Source organism: Belnapia arida (assembly GCF_016773205.1).
GTDB lineage: Bacteria > Pseudomonadota > Alphaproteobacteria > Acetobacterales > Acetobacteraceae > Belnapia > Belnapia arida.
The window spans coordinates 890,195-907,912 of record NZ_JAETWB010000001.1 but is presented as its reverse complement, the minus strand read 5'-3'; the positions used below and the strand labels follow the sequence as shown (position 1 = coordinate 907,912).

The 17,718-nt window shown below is 72.0% G+C and carries 17 protein-coding genes; 16 read left to right on the top strand and 1 reads right to left on the bottom strand.

What is annotated here, in order from left to right; all coding sequences use genetic code 11:
• The first annotated feature begins 82 nt into the window (after nucleotides 1-82).
• The 10 genes from JMJ56_RS04425 (at nucleotide 83) to JMJ56_RS04380 (ending at nucleotide 9,792) form a co-directional block, all read left to right on the top strand.
• Nucleotides 83-871 (top strand): enoyl-CoA hydratase/isomerase family protein, encoded by a 789-nt coding sequence (locus JMJ56_RS04425; RefSeq protein ID WP_202830368.1) that lies wholly within the window; start codon nucleotides 83-85, stop codon nucleotides 869-871.
• A gap of 80 nt (nucleotides 872-951) precedes the next feature.
• Complete coding sequence (locus JMJ56_RS04420; protein ID WP_202830367.1) at nucleotides 952-2,058, top strand: NAD(P)/FAD-dependent oxidoreductase; 1,107 nt, start codon at nucleotides 952-954, stop codon at nucleotides 2,056-2,058.
• A gap of 127 nt (nucleotides 2,059-2,185) precedes the next feature.
• On the top strand, nucleotides 2,186-2,500 hold the full coding sequence (locus JMJ56_RS04415; protein ID WP_202830366.1) for a hypothetical protein: 315 nt from the start codon (nucleotides 2,186-2,188) through the stop codon (nucleotides 2,498-2,500).
• 276 nt (nucleotides 2,501-2,776) lie between these two features.
• A complete protein-coding gene (locus JMJ56_RS04410; RefSeq protein ID WP_202830365.1) occupies nucleotides 2,777-3,490 on the top strand; it encodes a sugar transferase in 714 nt (237 codons plus the stop codon).
• A gap of 66 nt (nucleotides 3,491-3,556) precedes the next feature.
• Nucleotides 3,557-5,077 (top strand): flippase, encoded by a 1,521-nt coding sequence (locus JMJ56_RS04405; protein WP_202830364.1) that lies wholly within the window; start codon nucleotides 3,557-3,559, stop codon nucleotides 5,075-5,077.
• Complete coding sequence (locus JMJ56_RS04400; protein WP_202830363.1) at nucleotides 5,077-6,147, top strand: glycosyltransferase family 4 protein; 1,071 nt, start codon at nucleotides 5,077-5,079, stop codon at nucleotides 6,145-6,147. Before JMJ56_RS04405 ends, JMJ56_RS04400 begins: the two co-directional genes overlap by 1 nt.
• On the top strand, nucleotides 6,144-7,253 hold the full coding sequence (locus JMJ56_RS04395) for a glycosyltransferase (protein ID WP_202830362.1): 1,110 nt from the start codon (nucleotides 6,144-6,146) through the stop codon (nucleotides 7,251-7,253). Before JMJ56_RS04400 ends, JMJ56_RS04395 begins: the two co-directional genes overlap by 4 nt.
• The gene (locus JMJ56_RS04390; protein ID WP_202830361.1) at nucleotides 7,250-8,128 is read left to right on the top strand and encodes a glycosyltransferase family 2 protein; all 879 of its coding nucleotides are present in this window, start codon (nucleotides 7,250-7,252) and stop codon (nucleotides 8,126-8,128) included. The genes JMJ56_RS04395 and JMJ56_RS04390 overlap by 4 nt, the downstream gene beginning before the upstream one ends.
• Nucleotides 8,125-8,988: a glycosyltransferase family 2 protein gene (locus tag JMJ56_RS04385; RefSeq protein ID WP_202830360.1), complete on the top strand. Its 864-nt coding sequence runs from the start codon at nucleotides 8,125-8,127 to the stop codon at nucleotides 8,986-8,988. Before JMJ56_RS04390 ends, JMJ56_RS04385 begins: the two co-directional genes overlap by 4 nt.
• Before the next feature lie 3 nt (nucleotides 8,989-8,991).
• Nucleotides 8,992-9,792: a YdcF family protein gene (locus JMJ56_RS04380; RefSeq protein ID WP_202830359.1), complete on the top strand. Its 801-nt coding sequence runs from the start codon at nucleotides 8,992-8,994 to the stop codon at nucleotides 9,790-9,792.
• 58 nt (nucleotides 9,793-9,850) lie between these two features.
• On the opposite strand, the gene JMJ56_RS04375 is transcribed toward JMJ56_RS04380, so the two are convergent.
• Entirely contained in the window at nucleotides 9,851-10,045 is a 195-nt protein-coding gene (locus JMJ56_RS04375; protein ID WP_202830358.1) for a hypothetical protein, read from the bottom strand.
• Nucleotides 10,046-10,250: 205 nt separating this feature from the next.
• Between JMJ56_RS04375 and JMJ56_RS04370 the strand changes: the two genes are divergently transcribed.
• The 6 genes from JMJ56_RS04370 to JMJ56_RS04345 all read left to right on the top strand — a co-directional run bounded on the left by JMJ56_RS04370 (nucleotide 10,251) and on the right by JMJ56_RS04345 (nucleotide 17,717).
• Nucleotides 10,251-10,892, top strand: coding sequence for an RNA polymerase sigma factor (locus JMJ56_RS04370; protein ID WP_236037406.1), 642 nt, complete (start codon nucleotides 10,251-10,253; stop codon nucleotides 10,890-10,892).
• Nucleotides 10,889-11,314 carry a hypothetical protein gene (locus tag JMJ56_RS04365; protein ID WP_202830357.1) on the top strand — a complete coding sequence of 142 codons (426 nt, stop codon included), beginning with the start codon at nucleotides 10,889-10,891 and terminating at the stop codon, nucleotides 11,312-11,314. Before JMJ56_RS04370 ends, JMJ56_RS04365 begins: the two co-directional genes overlap by 4 nt.
• Nucleotides 11,314-11,751 carry a periplasmic heavy metal sensor gene (locus JMJ56_RS04360; protein ID WP_202830356.1) on the top strand — a complete coding sequence of 146 codons (438 nt, stop codon included), beginning with the start codon at nucleotides 11,314-11,316 and terminating at the stop codon, nucleotides 11,749-11,751. The genes JMJ56_RS04365 and JMJ56_RS04360 overlap by 1 nt, the downstream gene beginning before the upstream one ends.
• Before the next feature lie 2 nt (nucleotides 11,752-11,753).
• Nucleotides 11,754-13,193 carry an efflux transporter outer membrane subunit gene (locus tag JMJ56_RS04355; RefSeq protein WP_202830355.1) on the top strand — a complete coding sequence of 480 codons (1,440 nt, stop codon included), beginning with the start codon at nucleotides 11,754-11,756 and terminating at the stop codon, nucleotides 13,191-13,193.
• 90 nt (nucleotides 13,194-13,283) lie between these two features.
• Nucleotides 13,284-14,561, top strand: a complete 1,278-nt coding sequence (locus tag JMJ56_RS04350; RefSeq protein WP_202830354.1) for an efflux RND transporter periplasmic adaptor subunit — start codon at nucleotides 13,284-13,286, stop codon at nucleotides 14,559-14,561.
• Between the two features lie 3 nt (nucleotides 14,562-14,564).
• Entirely contained in the window at nucleotides 14,565-17,717 is a 3,153-nt protein-coding gene (locus JMJ56_RS04345) for an efflux RND transporter permease subunit (RefSeq protein WP_202830353.1), read from the top strand.
• The last annotated feature ends 1 nt before the right edge of the window (nucleotide 17,718 follow it).

Below are 17,718 nucleotides of genomic sequence, written 5' to 3'. Positions count from 1 at the left end.
CTACTCCTCCGGCGCCATGGTGCCAGCACCCTTGCCGGGGCGGCTGCGGCCCGGCACAACGCCCCGGTATCGGAGGACCAAGATGAGCGCCAGGGATGAGGGCCGCCCGCCGAGCCTCAGCATCGCGGGCAGCCGCGCCACGCTGCGACTCAACCGGCCGGAGGTGATGAACCGGGTGCAGCCGGAGGATATCGCCGAGATCCTGCGCCTGCTGGAGCAGGTGGAAGCCGATCCGGCGGTGCGGGTGCTGGTGATCGCCTCCGAAGGGCGGGCCTTCTCGGCGGGCGCCCATCTCGGCGCCATGGCGGAACAGGCGGAGGGCCGCACCGGCGGCGACCAGGCCCAGGGCTTCGAGAGCTTCGTCGACCGGGTGGAGATGCTGCGCATCCCGACCATCGCCCGGCTGCATGCAGGCGTCTATGGCGGCAGCACCGACCTGGCGCTGGCCTGCGACTTCCGGGTCGGCACGCCGGCCGTCAGGATGTTCATGCCGGCGGCGCGGATCGGGCTGCATTACTACGAGAGCGGGCTGCGCCGTTACGTCTCCCGTCTCGGCTTCAACCATGCCAAGCGGCTCTTCATGCTGGCCGAGGAGCAAAATGCGGAGGAGCTGCTGCGCATCGGCTACCTCACCGACCTCGTCGCGCCCGAGGCCCTGGACGCGCGGATCGACGCCATCGCCGGCCGGCTCGGGGAGTTGGCGCCGCTCGCCGTGCAGGGGGTGAAGCGCTCCATCAACGAGATCGGCCACCAGGCGCTGGACGTCGCGGCGCTCGGGGCGCGGATGTCGGCGGCCAAGGCGAGCGATGACCTCCGCGAGGGGCTGCGGGCCTTTAAGGAGAAGCGGAAGCCGGTCTTCCAGGGACGGTGAACCGCCCTCCGGCAAAGGCGATTGGCGCAGCGGCGGCAGGGGCCACATGCTGCGCGGGACTGAAGCGGGGCTGAAGCGGGATGGACGAATTCGACTGCGTCGTCGCCGGCGCCGGCGTGGTGGGGCTCGCGGTCGCGCGGGCCCTGGCGCTGGCTGGGCGCGAGGTGCTGGTACTAGATGCGGCGGAGGGAATCGGCACCGAAACCTCCTCGCGCAATTCCGAGGTAATCCACGCCGGCATCTACTACCCGGCCGGCAGCCTGATGGCGCGCTGCTGCGTCGAGGGCAAACAGATGCTCTACGCATACTGCGCGGAGCGTGGGCTTCCGCACGCCAATTGCGGGAAGCTGATCGTGGCGACCGATGAGGCGGAAGCGGAGAAGCTCGCCTCCATCCAGGCGCGCGCCGCGGCCAATGGCGTGCCGGATCTGCGCCGGCTGGAGCGCGCCGAGGCGTTGGCGCTGGAGCCGGCGCTCTCCTGCACGGCGGCGCTGCTCTCGCCCTCCACCGGCATCATCGACAGCCACGCCTATATGCTCTCGCTCCAGGGCGACGCGGAGAATGCCGGGGCGATCTTCGTCTTTCATGCCCCGGTCACCGGCGGGCGGCTCACGGAGGACGGCGCCGAGCTCGAGATCGGCGGGGCGGAGCCGATGGCGCTGCGCTGCCGCAGCTTCATCAACGCGGCCGGTCTGCACGCGCCAAAGCTCGCACGCTCGCTGACCGGGATGCCGAGCCAGCTCATCCCGACCGCCTATTATGCCAAGGGCAACTACTTCACCCTGACGGGGAAGAACCCCTTCTCCCGGCTGATCTACCCGGTGCCCGTCCCCGGCGGGCTGGGGACTCACCTCACCATCGACCTCGGCGGCCAGGCGCGGTTCGGGCCGGATGTCGAATGGGTCGAGGAGATCGACTACGAGGTCGATCCGCGACGGGGCGAGAGCTTCTACGCCGCCATCCGCCGCTACTGGCCCGAACTGAAGGACGGGGCGCTGGCGCCGGGCTACTCCGGGATCCGCCCGAAGATCGTCCCGCCGGGGGCGCCCGGGCAGGATTTCACCCTGCAAGGGCCACGCGCGCATGGGGTGCCGGGGCTCCTGAACCTCTTCGGCATCGAGAGCCCGGGACTCACCGCATCCCTCGCTCTTGGGCAACTGGCGGTGGAGATGCTCACGGAGACATGAGCGTGTCGGTTCACATTCGTGTAAACTTCCGCGCATAGGGGCCTGTTCTCTCCACTGTCATCCCGCTGCGATGGATCGTTCGCCATCCTTCCCGCATTGGGCCGCGGCCATGAGGAAGGACCCTATCGTGCACGCCGAGTCTGCCGCCGACCCAGGGATGCTCACCTACCTGACCGATGGGGCAGACCTCGTCCCCGGCCAGGCCGCCCCGCGCGTGGGCGACCCGATCGAGTTGCGGCCGCGCCGCGGCGGTGCGGAGATCGAGGCTTGGTCGGCCGGCGGGCAACGGCTCGGCCGCCTCCCGCCAGCGGAGCGGGCGGCGCTCGATGGGCTGCTGTCCGAGGGCGCCGGTTCGCTGCGCGGACGCATCACCGCCCTGGTGCCGCGTCCGCACCGGGTCGGTCGGGAGCGAATCCATATCCACGTTACCACGGCGGGCTGAGCAGGACCCTCTTCGTTGCGGCCGCGCTCGGTGCAACTCCTGGCGCGGCCGTTTCAATTCGACCGCCGGATGGGTAGGAGCGTGCTGGCATCGCCTGCCAGGATCGTTGCTCCCGTAATCTTGTGCGGTGCCACAATCCGGCCGCAAGCGCGTCGCAATCCCGCACGACCTGCCCCCCATAGTCCGAGCGTCCGGAACGGTCTGACCCGTCAACCGAACCGGGCAAGGATTACCGGCGCCATCCCCCTACCAGGCGCCGGGACCCAGGAGAGCCAGATGTCGTCCATGCTTGGCGTTGAGTCCTATCGCGGTCTGACGCATTCGCATTCCACCATCGGTCCCCTTGCGGTGCGCCTGCCCCAGCAGGTCGCCCCTGGGCCGCAGGCGGTGGCGAAGCGGGCGCTCGATATCGCCGGCGCCGGCGCGCTGCTGCTGCTGAGCGCCCCCGTCTTCCTGCTGCTCGCCCTGCTGGTGCGCGCCGATGGCGGGCCGGCCTTCTATGCCCATGAGCGCATCGGCCGCGGCGGGCGCCGCTTCGGCTGCCTGAAGTTCCGCTCCATGGTAGTGGACAGCGCCGCCCGGCTGGAGGCCTTGCTGGCCAGCGATCCGGCCGCCCGTGCCGAGTGGGAGGCGACGCGCAAGCTCCGCCACGATCCGCGCATCACCTGGATCGGCCGTTTCCTGCGTGCCACCAGCCTCGACGAGCTGCCGCAGCTCATCAACGTGCTGCGCGGCGAGATGAGCCTGGTCGGGCCGCGGCCGGTGGTCGCCGCCGAGCTCGCCGCCCATTATGGCGCGGCGGCGGAGCACTACCTCGCGGTGCGGCCGGGCATCACCGGCCTCTGGCAGGTGAGCGGGCGGTCGGACACCAGCTACACCCAGCGCGTCGCTCTCGACGTACGCTACGCCACCAACCCCTCCCTGCTCGAGGATGTGCGGATCCTACTCCGCACCCCGGCCGCGGTGCTGCTCCGCCGCGGCGCTTACTAAGCGCGACTTGACCTGAGGCCGCCGCGCTGGCACGGCGCGGCCCAAGGCAGCGGGACCCTCTTCATCATGGCCGATCCGGCAGAGTCCCGCACCCGCGGCCGCACCATGGTCGCGGGTGTGGTCTGGAACGGGCTGGGGCGCGGCGTGCCGCTCCTCCTCGCCCTGGTCCTGACCCCCGTCCTCATCCATCAGCTCGGCCTCGACCGCTGGGGGCTGTTCACCCTGGCGCTGGCGATGGTGGGCGTTTTCGGGGTCTTCGATTTCGGCGTCGGCCAGGCGCTGACGCGGGCCATCTCCGAGCGCATCGGCAGCGGGCGCGGCGATGAGGCGGCCGCGCTGATCGAGGCGGCGCTGGGGACGCTGCTCGGAATCAGCCTGGTCGTCGCCTGCGGCCTCTGGTTCTTCGTGCCGGTGCTGGTGGACCGGATGCTGCAAGTGCCGACCGGCCTGCGAGAGCAGGCGATCGGCGCGATGCGGGTGCTGGCCGCCGCCGCGCCGCTGGTGGTGTTGAATGCCGCGTTATGGGGGGTGCTTGCGGCCTATCAGCGGTTCCGCGCGGCCAATCTCGTCACCATCCCGGTCAACCTTTTCTACTATCTCGGGCCGGTGTTGGTGCTGCTGGTCTGGGACAGCTTGGTCGGGGTGATGCTGGCCCTTGTCGCCTGCCGGCTGGCGAATACCCTTTCCTATCTCTGGCTGATCCGGCCGCTGGTGCCGGGGCTCGGGCTGCGCCGGCCGCGCATCGGCCTTGTGGCGCCGCTGCTGAAGCTTGGCGGCTGGATGACCGTCTCCGGGCTGATGACCCAAGCGCTGCTCTATGCCGACCGCTTCCTCATCGGCGCCCTGCTCAGCCTCTCGGCCGTCGCCTTTTACGCGACGCCGCTCGACCTGGTGCTGCGCGCCTGGATCCTGCCCGTCGCCGTCGCGCAGACGCTGCTGCCGGCCTTCGCCTCCTCCTTCGCCACCGCGCCTGCGCCGACGGCCGCGCTGCTGCGGCGGGGCGGGCTGCTGGTGATGCTGCTGGTGTTTCCGGCCTGCCTCGTGATCGTCGGCGGAGCGCGAGAGATCCTCTGGCTCTGGCTCGGCCAGGGCTTCGCCGAGGGCAGCGGGCGGGTGCTGCAATGGCTCGGCTGCGGCATCTTCTTCTCCTGCGTCGCCTTTGCGCCGAATGCGCTGCTGGATGCGATCGGCCGGCCGGATGCCACGGCGAAATTCGCCGCCGTGCAGGCCGTGGTCTTCATCCCGCTGGCGGCACTGCTGATCCACCTGATCGGGATCGAAGGCGCGGCAATCGCCTGGGCGGCGCGGGCGGCGACGGATTGCGCCGGGAAATTCGTGCTTGTGGCGCGGCTCTACCCGCCGGCTGCGGAGGCGGCGCGGCGGCTCGCCCTGCCCATGGCCACGGGCGGGATCGGCCTGCTTCTGCTCCTGCCGATGCAGGGGCTGGCGCCGTTGCTGGCGGCGGCGGGGCTGGCGGTCGTCGTCTTCGCCGTAGCGGCGCTGCGGGTGCTGGACGATGCGGAACGGGGACGGATCGGCGCGCTGATCCGCCAGCCGCGCCTGCTGCTTAAGCCGGGGGCTCCGTGATGATCGCCGTCAACGGTCGCTTCCTGACCCAGCGCGTCACCGGCGTGCAGCGCTTCGCCGCCGAGATCACCCGCGCGCTGGATGCGATGGCAGCGGAGGGGCTGCTGCCCGGCGCGCGGCTGCTGCGGCCGGCGGCCGGGGCGCCCTCCCCCTTCCCTCACCTGCGCGACGAGCCCTTCGGGCGTCTCCGCGGGCAGGGCTGGGAGCAGGTCGAGCTGCCGGCGCGGGCACGGGGCTCGGTGCTGGTCAATCTCGGCAATGCGGCGCCGCTGCTCGCGCGTGGGCGGCAGGCAGTCGTCATCCACGACGCCGGCGCCTTCGACACGCCGGATAGCTATTCCCTCGCCTTCCGCACCTGGTATCGCGCGCTGCACCGGGCGCTGCCGCGGGCCGGCGCCCGGCTGCTGACCGTCTCCGAATTCTCGCGCGGCCGGATCGCCCATCACCTCCGCATCGACGCAGCGCGAATCGGCGTCATCCACGAAGGCGGCGAGCACATCCTGCGCGAGTCGGCCGATGCGGCGGTCCTCGCGCGCCACGACCTGCAACCCGGCCGCTTCGCCCTCGTCGTCGGCACCCGCGCTGCGCATAAGGGCCTCGCCGGGCTGGGCGAGGCGCAGGCGCTGCTTGCCTCCCGCGGCCTTACGCTGGCCGTCGCCGGCGCCGCCGATGCCAATGTATTCCGCAATGCCGGCGACCCGCAGGGCCAGGCCGTGGCCCCGCTGGGCCGCGTCACGGATGCCGAGCTGCGCGCCCTCTACGAATCCGCTCTCTGCCTCATCTTCCCTTCGCGCTACGAAGGCTTCGGCCTGCCACCGCTCGAGGCGATGACCTGCGGCTGCCCGGTGATCGCCGCCCATGCCGCCGCCGTGCCCGAGGTCTGCGGCGAGGCGGCGCTCTGGTTCGACAATGACGGCCCGCGCCGCCTGCCAGACGCCCTCGCCCGCCTGCTCGACGAGCCCGGCCTCCCCGCGCGCCTCCGCACCGAGGGTCTCGCCCGCGCCGCCGGCTTCTCCTGGCGCGCGGCCGCCGAGCGGCTGGTGGCGCTGCTGCCAAAGGAGGCTGCGTGAAGGTCGCCCTCGTCCATGAATGGCTCGACAGCTATGCCGGCTCCGAGCGGGTGCTGGAGCAGTTCATCCAGCTCTGGCCGGAGGCCGATGTCTTCGCCGTCTGCGACTTCCTGCCCGATGCCGAGCGCGGCTTCCTCCGCGGCAAGCCCGTCACGACGAGCTTCATCCAGCGCCTGCCCCTCGCCCGTCGGATGTTCCGCAACTACCTCGGCCTGATGCCGCTCGCCATCGAGCAGCTCGACCTCTCCGGCTACGACCTGATCCTCTCCTCATCGCATGCCGTGGCGAAGGGCGTGCTGACCGGCCCGGGCCAGCTCCATGTCAGCTATATCCACAGCCCGATGCGCTATGCCTGGGATTTGCAGCACCAATACCTCCGCCAGGCCCGGCTGGAGCGCGGGCTGAAGGGCGCCTACACCCGCTGGCTGCTGCACCGGCTTCGCCTCTGGGACCGCAGCTCGGCGGCCGGCGTCGACAGCCTCGTCGCCAACAGCGGCTACATCGCCGAGCGCATCCGCAAGGTCTGGCGGCGCGAGGCTGCGGTGATCCATCCGCCGGTGGATGTGACGCGCTTCGGCCTCGGCAAGGCGCCCCGCGGCGGGCACTACCTGCTGGCCTCCCGCATGGTGCCCTACAAGCGCGTCGAGGTGGTGGTGGAGGCATTCCGCCGCATGCCGGGGCGGCGGCTGGTGGTGACCGGCGACGGCCCCTCCGAGCCGCTGGTGCGCGCCGCCGCCGCCGGCGCCCCGAATGTCGAGCTGCGCGGGCGGGTGCCGCAGGCGGAGCTGATCGCGCTGACCCAGACGGCGCGGGCCTTCGTCTTCGCCGCCGAGGAGGATTTCGGCATCGCCATGGTGGAGGCGCAGGCCTGCGGCACGCCGCTGATCGCCTTTGGCCGGGGCGGCGCCAGGGATATCGTGCGCGAGGGCGAGACGGGTCTGCTCTTTCCCGAGCAAAGCGTCGAGGCGGTGATGGCGGCGGTCGAGCGCTTCGAGGCGCTGCCAACGCCCATCGCGCCCGAAGCCTGCCGCGCCAATGCGCTGCGCTTCTCGGAGGAAGCCTTCCGCACCGCCGTCCGCGCACATGTGGAGGCGCTGCTGCCGTGAGCTTCTCCCTGGTGGTGGCGACGCGGGGGCGGGATGCGGAGCTCGCTGCGCTGTTCGACAGCCTGCTAGACCAAGGGCGCAGCGACGTCGAGGTGATCGTTGTCGACCAGAATGCGGATGAGCGGCTGGCACCCGTCATCGCCGCCTATGAGGCGCGGCTGCCGCTGCTCTGGCGCCGCTCCGCCATCGCCAATGCCTGCCATGCGCGCAACCTCGGCCTCGGCCTGGCGCGGGGGGAGATCGTCGGCTTTCCGGATGACGACTGCCTCTATCCGGCGGGGCTGCTGGACCGGGTGGCGGCGGCCTTCGCGGCCGATCCGTCACTCGGCGTGCGGACCGGGCCGGCGGCCTCGCCGGAGGGCGGGCTCGGCTCCGGCCGGTGGCGGACGGAGGCGGGGGCGATCGACGCGGCGAATGTCTGGACCAGCGTGATCGAGTTCAACCTCTTCCTGCGGCGGGAGGTGGCGCTCGCGATGGGCGGCTTCGACGAGAGGCTGGGGCCGGGCACGCCCTATGGCTCGGCCGAGGGGAACGACCTGGTGCTGCGGGCGATTCGCGCTGGGCATGCCGCGCGCTACGAACCGGGGCAGCTCGTCGTGCATCCCGACAAGCGGCTCACCCCGGTGGCCGTCGAGCGGGCGGCGCTTTACGGGCGCGGCCTCGGCTTCGTGCTGCGGCGGCATGGGGTGCCGGCGGGGGTGTGGCTGCCCTTCCTCATCCGGCCGCTGGGCGGAGCGCTGCTCGGCCTGGCGCGCGGTCGGGTGCTGGCGGCACGGTATTATTGGGCGACGCTGCGCGGTCGACTGGCGGGCTTCACCGCGCCGGGGCCGGACGCGGGGCTGCCGCTCAGGCCCATGGCGGAGGCAGCGCGATGAAGCTTGGCATCGGCATCGCCACGCGGGGCCGGCCGGCGATCCTGGCCGAGGTGCTGCGCGAGCTGGCGCGGCAGACCATGCCGGCGGACCGGATCATCGTCTGCCACGTGACACCGGAGGATGTGGGCGAGCCGGTCGCCGGCGTCGAGTACCTCACCGGCCCGGCGGGGCTGCCGCGGCAGCGCAATGCCATCATGGACCGGGCGGCGGATTGTGACATCCTGCTCTTCCTCGACGACGACTTCCTCGCGGCGCCCGACTATTGTGCAGTGACGGAGGCGGTGTTCGCCGCGCGGCCGGACGTGGTGGTGACGACGGGCACCGTCATTGCCGACGGCGCCAACGGTCCAGGCTTCTCGGTCGCCGAGGGCCGCGGCCTGCTCGCCGCCGATGCGCCGCCCGCGGACCGGATGGCGGCGCGGCCGCATTTCAATGGCTATGGCTGCAACATGGCCTTCCGCATGGCGGTCGTGCGCGCGCAGGGCATCCGCGTCGACGAGGCGCTGCCGGCCTATGCCTGGTACGAGGATCTGGACGTGACCCGGCTGCTTGGCCGGCACGGGGCGATCCTGCGGCTGGAAGGTGCGCGGGGGGTGCATCTCGGCGCCAAGGTTGGGCGTAGCCCCGGCCTCCGGCTCGGCTATTCGCAGATCGCCAATCCCGTCTACCTCGCCCGCAAGGGGACCTATCCCTGGAACCGAGCGCTGCGGAGCATGGCGCGGCACTGGGCGATGAATCTCGCCCGCAGCCCCTTCCCAGAGCCCTGGGCGGATCGCTGGGGCCGCTTCCGCGGCAACATGCTGGCGCTCGCCGACCTGGCCCGCGGCCGCCTGCGCCCCGGCCGGATCGAGGAGCTGTAGGCGATGGAGGATCTGACCTACATCCTGTCGAAGGTCCTGTGGTTCCCGGCCCGGCCCGGCAATGCCGCCGTGCTGCTCATCGCCATCGGCCTCGCCTTGCTCTGGCGCGGCCGGCGTTTGGGCCGCTGGCCGGCGCTCGCGGGCCTCGGCTTCTTCGTCGCGCTGATGGCACTGCCGCTGCACCAATGGGTGCAGGCGCCGCTCGAGGACCGCTTCGCCCGCCCAGCGCAGGAACCGGCGCATATCGACGGCATCGTCGTGCTCGGCGGCGCGGTGGAGCAGAACCTGACGGAGGCGCGCGGCATCCCGGCGCTGAACGGCGCGGCGGAGCGGATGACGGAGCCCGTCGCCCTGCTGCGTCGGCACCCGGAGGCACGGCTGGTCTTCACCGGGGGCCAGGGCTCGCTGGTGCATGGCGGCGTGACGGAGGCGGATGTGGCCGGCGCCCTGTGGCACGACCTCGGCGTACCCGAGGACCGGGTGGTGCTGGAGCGGGAGGCGCGCAACACCTGGGAGAATGCGACGCTCACCCTGAAGCTCCTGCAGCCGAAGCCGGGCGAGACCTGGCTGCTGATCACCTCGGCGAGCCACATGCCGCGGGCGATGGGTGTCTTCCGCCGCGCGGGCTGGACCGGGATCATCCCCTGGCCCGTCAACTACCGCACCGGGGCGACGCTCGCCGCCCAGACCGATGCCTCCTTCCCCGACCGCCTGCGCGAGTTCGAATGGAGCGTCCGCGAATGGGTGGGGCTCGTCGCCTACCACCTTATGGGACGGACGGACGCGGTCTTCCCGGCGCCGTGAGGGCAGCTCGGTCGCGTGATCTAGGCCTCCGGCGCTTCCAACCTCCGGCGGAGAGGCCTCAGCGCTGCCAGGCCTGCACGAGGATCGGAAGGTAGCGCGGCTCGGCGGCGGGACCGGGCAGGCCGGCATCCTCACGCAGATGGGCCTCCTGCGGCTGCGCCGCCTCCTCCAGCCAGCGTTGCCGCATCGTCGCCCAGAGTCCGGGCCGCTCGCCCCCTGCCTGCTGCATCCTGCTCTCCCGTCGGTCCCTCATGACCGGCGCATCCTGGCGGCAGCGGGTCGCGGACCGATCCCGTTTCGTCGCCTTTGTCGCGGGGTTCGTCGCAACGGGTACATTGCGTTGCTTGCTCGGACGGATTCCGATGCGGTAACCCCGGCGCCATGACGTGCCATGCGGAGGGGACGGGTTTCGCACCGTGGGTTGGCCGCAAGCGGGCCGTATCACCCGCCGAGACCCGATGCCCATGCTCCTCGCACCTTCCTTTCATTGGGCCCTCCCCTGGGCCCTCCCACGCCTCGCGCCCGACGCGCCGCCCACGCCGCGCCCGATGACCGACCCGGCATCGAGCGACGCGGCGCTCATGGCGCTGGCTGGCGGCGGCGACCGGGCCGCCTTCAACCTGCTGGTCGGCCGGCATGGCGAGCGGGCGCTGCGCGTCGCGCTGCGCATCCTCGGCGATGCGGCGGAAGCGGAGGAGGTGGCGCAGGAGGCCTTCCTCCGCGCTTGGCAGGCGGCGGCCAGTTTCGACCCGGACCGGGCGCGCTTCACCACTTGGCTGCACCGGATCGTCGTGAACCTGGCGATCGACCGCACGAGGCGCCGGGCCGGCGCGCCCTCGGCCGGGCTGGAGGCGGCGGTGGAACTGGCCGACCCCGGGCCGGGGCCGGAGGCGGATGCCGTCGCCACCGAGGCGCGGGCGGCCCTGGCCGCGGCGCTCGGGGCGCTGCCGCCGCGCCAGCGCGCCGCCATCGCGCTGGCCTATGAGCAGGAGCTGAGCGGGGCCGAGGCGGCGGCCGCGCTGGAGGTTTCGGAGCGCGCGCTGGAGGGGCTGCTGCGGCGGGCCCGGCAGTTCCTGCGCAGCCGATTGGAGGGCTCATGAACATCGCCCGATTCGCCCTGCTGCTCGATCGCCATGGCCCGGCCCTGGCCCGCTGGCCTGAGTCCGAGCGGGCTGCCGCCACCTGCCTGCTGGCCGCTTCCGCCGAGGCGCGCGCGCGGCTGGAGGCGGCGCTCGCCCTCGATGCGCGCCTGCGGCGCGACCTGGCGCGACCCGACCCGGCCTCCGTCGCACGGCTGCAGGACGGCATCGCCCGGCGGATCGTCCGCGCGCCGATGCCCGACCGGCCGGGGCCCCTGCCCCGGTTGCTGGCACTGCTCCGCCCGGCGTTGCCGGCGGGTTGGGGAGCGCTGGCCGCCATGGCCTGCTGCGCTCTCTGGCTGGGCCTCTCGCCGCCGCGCGCCGCGCCGGAGGACCCATTCGGCCCCTTGCAGACCTTGCCCCTCGCGGGAGATGCCTTTTGATGCGCCGACCTTCCGGCAGGACCCTCATCACCGCGCTCTGCGGTGCCTCGCTGGTGCTGAACCTTGTCTTCGCCGGGCTGCTCTGGTGGCGGCCAACGCCGCCGCCCAGGGGCGGGCGCGGCTTCGACCGCATGGTGGCGCGGATCGAGGCCGCCCTGCCGGCGCCGGACCGGCCGCGCTTCCAGGCGGTGCTGGCGGCCGAGCGCGGGCGCTATTCGGCCAGCCTCGCCGCCATGCGCGCCGCCAGCGCCGAGGTGGATGCGGTGATGCGGCGGGACCCCTATGATCCCAGCGCGCTGCGCGATGCGCTCGCCGTCTGGGCGGAGCGGATGGTCGCATTCAACCGCGACTTCGGCGAGACCCTGGCCGAAGCGCTGGCCGCCGTCTCGCCCGAGGGCCGTGCCCAGATCGCCGCCGCGCGCCGGCCGGGCGGCTGAGCATGGCCCTGCCCTTCCTCCGTCGCGCGGCGCCGGCCGCCGCGGCGCTGCTGCTCGGCGGCTGCTCCGCGCTCGGCGACTGGCTGACGGCGCCCGGCACCTCCTCCGGCATTCCCCTCCCCGCCCGGATGGCGGCGGCGGATGCGGCGCAGCCGGTGCAGTGGCCGGACCCGTATTGGTGGCGCGGCTTCGGCTCGCCCGAGTTGGATGCGTTGATGACGGAAGCGATGGCGGCGAACAACGACATCGCGGCCGCCATCGCCCGCATCCGTCAGGCCGATGCGCAGATCCGCATCGCCGGGGCGACCTTGCTGCCGACGGTCGATCTCACGACGCGGGCGAACCGCTCGCAGAGCGGCACCGCCTCATCGGCTTCCATCGCCGGCTTCGGCGGCGGAGGCAGCCGCGTGCGGGTCAGCTCCAACAACCAGCTCAGCCTCGCGGCCAGCTACGAGATCGATTTCTGGGGCAAGAACCGCGGCCAGGTTGAGGCGGCGCAGCAATCCGCCTCGGCCACCCGCTTCGATGCGGGAACGGTGACGATCACCACCCAGGCCTCGGTGGCGAACACCTATTTTGCCATGCTGGCCGCGCAGGAGACGCTGGCGATCCAGCGGCAGAACCTCGACATCGCGCTCCGCGTGGTGCGGGTGATCCGCCAGCGGGTCGCGGTCGGCACGGCGACGGGGCTCGACCTTGCCCAGCAGGAGACGGTGGTGGCGCAGCAGCAGGCGCAGATCCCGCCGCTGGTGCAGTCGCTGGAGCAGAACCGCAATTCGCTCGGCACCCTCGTCGCCCGGCCGCCGGAGACGCTGCGGGTGGAGGGTGGCACCTTCAACCGGCTCGCGGTGCCGGCGGTGACGCCGGGCCTGCCGGCCGAGGTGCTGGCGCGGCGGCCCGACGTGCTGACCGCCGAGGCGACGCTGGCAGCGGCCAATGCCAATATCGTCGTCGCGCGGGCGCAGCTGCTGCCCTCCATCACGCTGACAGGATCGGGCGGCTTCACCAGCCTGGCGCTCGAGAACCTGCTGCGGCCCGGCTCGGTCGTCTTCAGCCTCGCGGCGGGGCTGGCCCAGCCCATCTTCCGTGGCGGGGCGCTGCGTGGGCAGGTGGAGCTGAACGAGGGCCGGGCGCAGGAGCTGCTGGCGACCTATCGCGGCACCATCCTTGCCGCCCTGGTCGATGCCGAGAACGCGCTGGTTGCGCTGCGCCAGACGACGGAGCAGGAAGCCCTGCAGGCCAATGCGGTGCGGATGGCCGAGCGCGCCTATGCGATCGCCGAGGCGCAGCTCCAGGCCGGGACCATCGACCTCATCACCGTGCTGAACACGCAGCAGACGCTGTTCTCGGCCCGCACCACCCTCGCCGATGCCCGCCTCACGCGGTTGCAAGCCGCGGTCGGGCTGTTCCGGGCGCTCGGCGGGGGGTGGAACGGCATTTGAGGTTGCAGTTCGTCACCTGAACCCCCTCATGGGGATGCGCCGCCGCCACCGTATCATCGCTATCCTGGACCGAGGTTTCCGACACATCCCATGCGCCGCTTCGCAATCCTCCTGCTGACCCTCGGGCTGATCGGCGGTGCCGGTGCGGGTGCCTGGTATTACTGGCAGCAGCGGCCGGCGCCCGAGGCGCAGGCCGGGCCGCGGCCCGGCGGCCCAGGCCGGGCCGGCGGCCCGCGGGGCGGCGGGCCCGGCGTCCCAGTGATGGTGGCCGCGGCGCAGCGGCAGGACGTGCCGATCATGCTCGACGCCATCGGCACGGTGCAGGCCTACAACACCATCACCGTCCGGGCACAGGTGGACGGCCAGCTCGTCGAGATCGCCTTCCAGGAAGGTCAGATGGTGAAGCAGGGCGACCTGCTGGCGCGGATCGACCCGCGCAGCTACCAGGCGGCGCTCGATCAGGCCTTGGCCAAGAAGGCACAGGACGAGGCGCTGCTGGCCAACGCCCGGCTCGACCTGCAACGCTACACGACGCTGGCGCGGAACGAGGGCGTCTCCCGCCAGCAGCAGGACACCCAGCGCTCCACCGTCGCACAGTACGAGGCGCAGGTCGCCGCCGACCAAGCGGCGATCGACAGCGCGCGGACGCAGCTCTCCTTCACCACCATCCGCTCGCCGATCAACGGCCGGGTCGGCCTGCGCCTGGTCGATCAGGGCAACCTCGTGCGCTCGGGCGATGCGACGGGCATCGTCACCGTCTCGCAGCTCCAGCCGATCGCCGTGACCTTCACCCTGCCGCAGCAGGAGCTGGGGCGGGTGCTGGAAGCCCTGGAGCGCGGGGCGGTACCGGTGCAGGCATTGCGCTCGGCAAGCGGGGGCACGCCGCAGACCCAGGGCTCGCCGGCATCGCCCGGAGCGCGCGGGCCGATCATGGGCGAGTTGCGGACGCTCGACAGCGCGGTCGATGCCTCGACCGGCACCATCAAGCTGAAGGCGGTCTTCGCCAACGAGGACACACGCCTCTGGCCCGGCGCCTTCGTCAACGTCCGGCTGCGGATCGACACCGTGCCGGATGCGGTGACGGTGCCTCTGGTCGCGGTGCAACGCGGGCCGGACGGCGCCTTCGCCTATGTACTGAAGGGCGACCAGACGGTGGAGCAGCGCAGCCTCCAGCTCGGCGTGCTGACGCCGACCGAGGCGGTGGTGCGACGCGGCGTGGAGGTCGGCGAGAAGGTCGTCACCTCGGGCGCGCTGCGGCTGAGCCCCGGCGTGAATGTGGTCGCCACCGACGATGCCACGCCGGAGAATACGCCCGCGCCAGGCCAGCGGCGCCTCCGCTCCCGGCAGGCGGCCGATGCGAGCCGCTGAGCGGTGAACATCTCCGCCCCCTTCATCGCCCGGCCGATCGCCACCGTGCTGCTGGCGATCGCGGTGCTGCTCTGCGGCGGCTTCGGCTATCTGCGGCTGCCGGTCTCGGCGCTGCCCGAGGTCGACTTCCCGACCATCGAGGTGACGACGAGCCTGCCCGGCGCCTCGCCGGAGACGGTCGCGCTGCTGGTCACCGCATCGCTCGAGCGGCAGCTGGCGCTGATTGCCGGCCTCACCGACATCGTCTCGACCAGCGGGCCGGGGACGAGCCGCATCACCATGCAGTTCACCCTCGGCCGCAACATCGACGATGCGGCGCAGGACGTGCAGGCGGCGATCAACTCCGCCAGGGGAACGCTGCCTGCCAACCTGCCATACCCGCCGACCTATGCGAAGGTGAACCCAGCCGACCCGCCGATCATCACCCTCGCCCTCACCTCGGACACGCTGCCGCTGCAACGGCTCTCCGACGCGGCGGATACGCTGCTCGGCCAGCGGTTGAGCCAGGTGAGCGGCGTCGGCCGCGTGTTGGTGCAGGGCAACATGCGCCCGGCCGTGCGCATCCAGGCCGACCCGGTGCGGCTGGCGGCCTACGGGCTCTCGCTGGAGGATGTGCGGACGGCGGTGGCGGCGGGCAACGTCAACACGCCGAAGGGCAGTGTCGACGGGCCGCGCCAGGCGAGCACGGTCATGGCCAATGACCAGATCGACCGGCCGGAGGCCTTCGCCAACCTCATCATCGCTTGGCGCAACGGCGCACCCGTCCGCCTCAGGGATGTCGGCACCGCGGTCCAGGACCTCGAGAACACGCTGACCGGCGCCTGGTATGACGGGGGCCCCGCCGTGCTGATCGATGTGCAGCGCCAGCCGGGGGCCAATATCGTCCAGACGGTGGCCGACATCCGCGAGCAGCTGCCGATGCTGGAGCGGGCGCTGCCGCAGGGGGCGCGGCTGGCGGTCGTCGCCGACCGGACGGGGACGATCAAGGCCTCGGTGCACGACGTGCAGTTCACCCTGGCGCTGGCCGTGGTGCTGGTCGTCGCGGTGATCTTCGTCTTCCTGCGCAGCCTGCGCGCCACCTTCATCCCGGGTGTCGCCCTGCCGCTCTCCATCATCGGCACCTTCGGGGTGATGGCGCTCTGCGGCTTCTCGCTCGACAACCTTTCGCTGATGGCACTGACCATCGCCACGGGCTTCGTCGTCGACGACGCCATCGTGATGATCGAGAACATCGTCCGCCTGATCGAGGAAGGGATGAAGCCGCTTGAGGCGGCCTATGAGGGGGCGCGGCAGATCGGCTTCACCGTCGTCTCGCTCACCGTCTCGCTGATCGCCGTTTTCATCCCGCTGCTCTTCATGCCGGGGGTGGTCGGCCGCCTGTTCCAGGAATTCGCGCTGACGCTCACCATCGCCGTGCTGGTCTCGATGGTGGTCTCGCTGACCCTGACGCCGATGATGTGCGGCTGGCTGCTGAAGCCGCATGCGGAGGCGCAGCCGGGCCGCCTCTCCCGCGCCACCGAGCGCGTGCTGGACGCCTGCCGCGACGCCTATGGCCGCAGCCTGCACCGGGCGCTGCGGCATGAGGGGCTGATGCTGCTGGTGGCGACGCTGACCGTCGCCGGCACCGTATGGCTCTATGTGGAAATGCCGAAGGGCTTCCTGCCGCAGCAGGATACCGGGCTGCTGGTCGCCAGTGTGGAGGCGCCGGACGATATCTCCTTCAGCCGCATGTCCGCGCTCCAGCAGGAGGTGGCGGCGCTGATCCGGGAGGACCCGGACGTGACGGGCGTCGCCTCCGTGGTCGGCGCCGGCATCGTCAATGCGGCGCAGAATACCGGGCGGATCAGCATCGTGCTGCGGCCGCGGGAGGAGCGCGAGGCCGACGCCAAGGCGATCATCGCCCGACTGCAGCCGCGGCTCGACGCACTGCCGCAGGTGGTGGTGCATCTCCAGGCGGTGCAGGACATCCAGATCGGCTCGAGGCCGGGCAGCACCGCCTTCCAGTACACCTTGATGGATCCGGATGCGGCGGAGCTCGGCCGCTGGGCGCCCGTGCTCGAGCGGAAGCTCGCCAGCCTGCCGCTCCTGCGCGGCATCGCCTCCGACCAGCGCGACGGCGGCGTGCGCGTCACCGTCGATGTGGATCGCGACAAGGCGGGGCGGCTCGGCGTCACCATGCAGGCGGTGGACGACGTGCTTTACGACGCCTTCGGCCAGCGCCAGATCAGCACGATCTATGCGCAGAACAACCAGTACCGCGTGGTGCTGGAGGCAGACCCCGCCATCCGCGACGACCCGGAGAAGATCGGCCTGCTGCGCGTGCCGGCGACGGCCGGGCAGCAGACCACGGTGCAGGGCACGCCCGCAACCACGACCGGCACGGTGCAGGTGCCGCTCTCGGAGCTGGCGCAGATCGGCCGCGCGGCCGGGCCGCTGACGGTGACGAAGCAGGGGCAGTTCCCCGCCGTCACCATCGGCTTCGACCTCGCGCCCGGCGCCTCGCTCGGCGAGGCCATCGCGGCGATCCGCGCGGCGGAGGCCGAGATCGGCATGCCGGATACGATCGTCGGCCGCTTCGCCGGCGATGCGGCGGAGTTCCAGCGGTCGCTGGCCGGCGAGCCCTGGCTGATCCTCGCCGCCATCGTCGTCATCTACATCGTGCTCGGCGTGCTCTACGAGAGCGTGATCCACCCGATCACCATCCTCTCCACCCTGCCCTCGGCCGGCATCGGCGCGCTGCTGGCGCTCAGGCTCTGCGGGCTCGACCTTTCCGTGGTCGGCCTGATCGGCATCGTGCTGCTGATGGGCATCGTCAAGAAGAACGCCATCATGATGATCGACTTCGCCCTCGAGGCGCAGCGCGACCACGGCAAGTCGCCGCGCGAGGCGATCATCGAAGCCTCGATCAAGCGCTTCCGCCCAATCATGATGACGACGTTGGCGGCGCTGCTCGGCGCCCTGCCGCTGGTGCTGGAGAGCGGCACCGGCTCCGAGCTGCGGCTGCCGCTCGGCGTCTCGGTCATCGGCGGGCTGCTGCTGAGCCAGGTCATCACCCTCTACACCACGCCGGTGATCTACCTTGCGATGGAGACGCTGCGGGACCGGGCGGTGCGGCTGGTGCGGCTGCGCCAGGCCGAGCCGCAGCCGGCGGAATAGC

Bases quoted from the DNA above. Each gene is read 5' to 3' on its own strand.
- JMJ56_RS04385 (WP_202830360.1), top strand. From the start codon at position 8,125: ATGAAGCTTGGCATCGGCATCGCCACGCGGGGCCGGCCGGCGATCCTG.
- JMJ56_RS04420 (WP_202830367.1), top strand. From the start codon at position 952: ATGGACGAATTCGACTGCGTCGTCGCCGGCGCCGGCGTGGTGGGGCTC.
- JMJ56_RS04425 (WP_202830368.1), top strand. From the start codon at position 83: ATGAGCGCCAGGGATGAGGGCCGCCCGCCGAGCCTCAGCATCGCGGGC.
- JMJ56_RS04355 (WP_202830355.1), top strand. From the start codon at position 11,754: ATGGCCCTGCCCTTCCTCCGTCGCGCGGCGCCGGCCGCCGCGGCGCTG.
- JMJ56_RS04380 (WP_202830359.1), top strand. From the start codon at position 8,992: ATGGAGGATCTGACCTACATCCTGTCGAAGGTCCTGTGGTTCCCGGCC.
- JMJ56_RS04400 (WP_202830363.1), top strand. From the start codon at position 5,077: ATGATCGCCGTCAACGGTCGCTTCCTGACCCAGCGCGTCACCGGCGTG.
- JMJ56_RS04350 (WP_202830354.1), top strand. From the start codon at position 13,284: ATGCGCCGCTTCGCAATCCTCCTGCTGACCCTCGGGCTGATCGGCGGT.
- JMJ56_RS04360 (WP_202830356.1), top strand. From the start codon at position 11,314: ATGCGCCGACCTTCCGGCAGGACCCTCATCACCGCGCTCTGCGGTGCC.
- JMJ56_RS04375 (WP_202830358.1), bottom strand. From the start codon at position 10,045: ATGAGGGACCGACGGGAGAGCAGGATGCAGCAGGCAGGGGGCGAGCGG.
- JMJ56_RS04370 (WP_236037406.1), top strand. From the start codon at position 10,251: ATGCCCATGCTCCTCGCACCTTCCTTTCATTGGGCCCTCCCCTGGGCC.
- JMJ56_RS04410 (WP_202830365.1), top strand. From the start codon at position 2,777: ATGTCGTCCATGCTTGGCGTTGAGTCCTATCGCGGTCTGACGCATTCG.
- JMJ56_RS04405 (WP_202830364.1), top strand. From the start codon at position 3,557: ATGGCCGATCCGGCAGAGTCCCGCACCCGCGGCCGCACCATGGTCGCG.
- JMJ56_RS04365 (WP_202830357.1), top strand. From the start codon at position 10,889: ATGAACATCGCCCGATTCGCCCTGCTGCTCGATCGCCATGGCCCGGCC.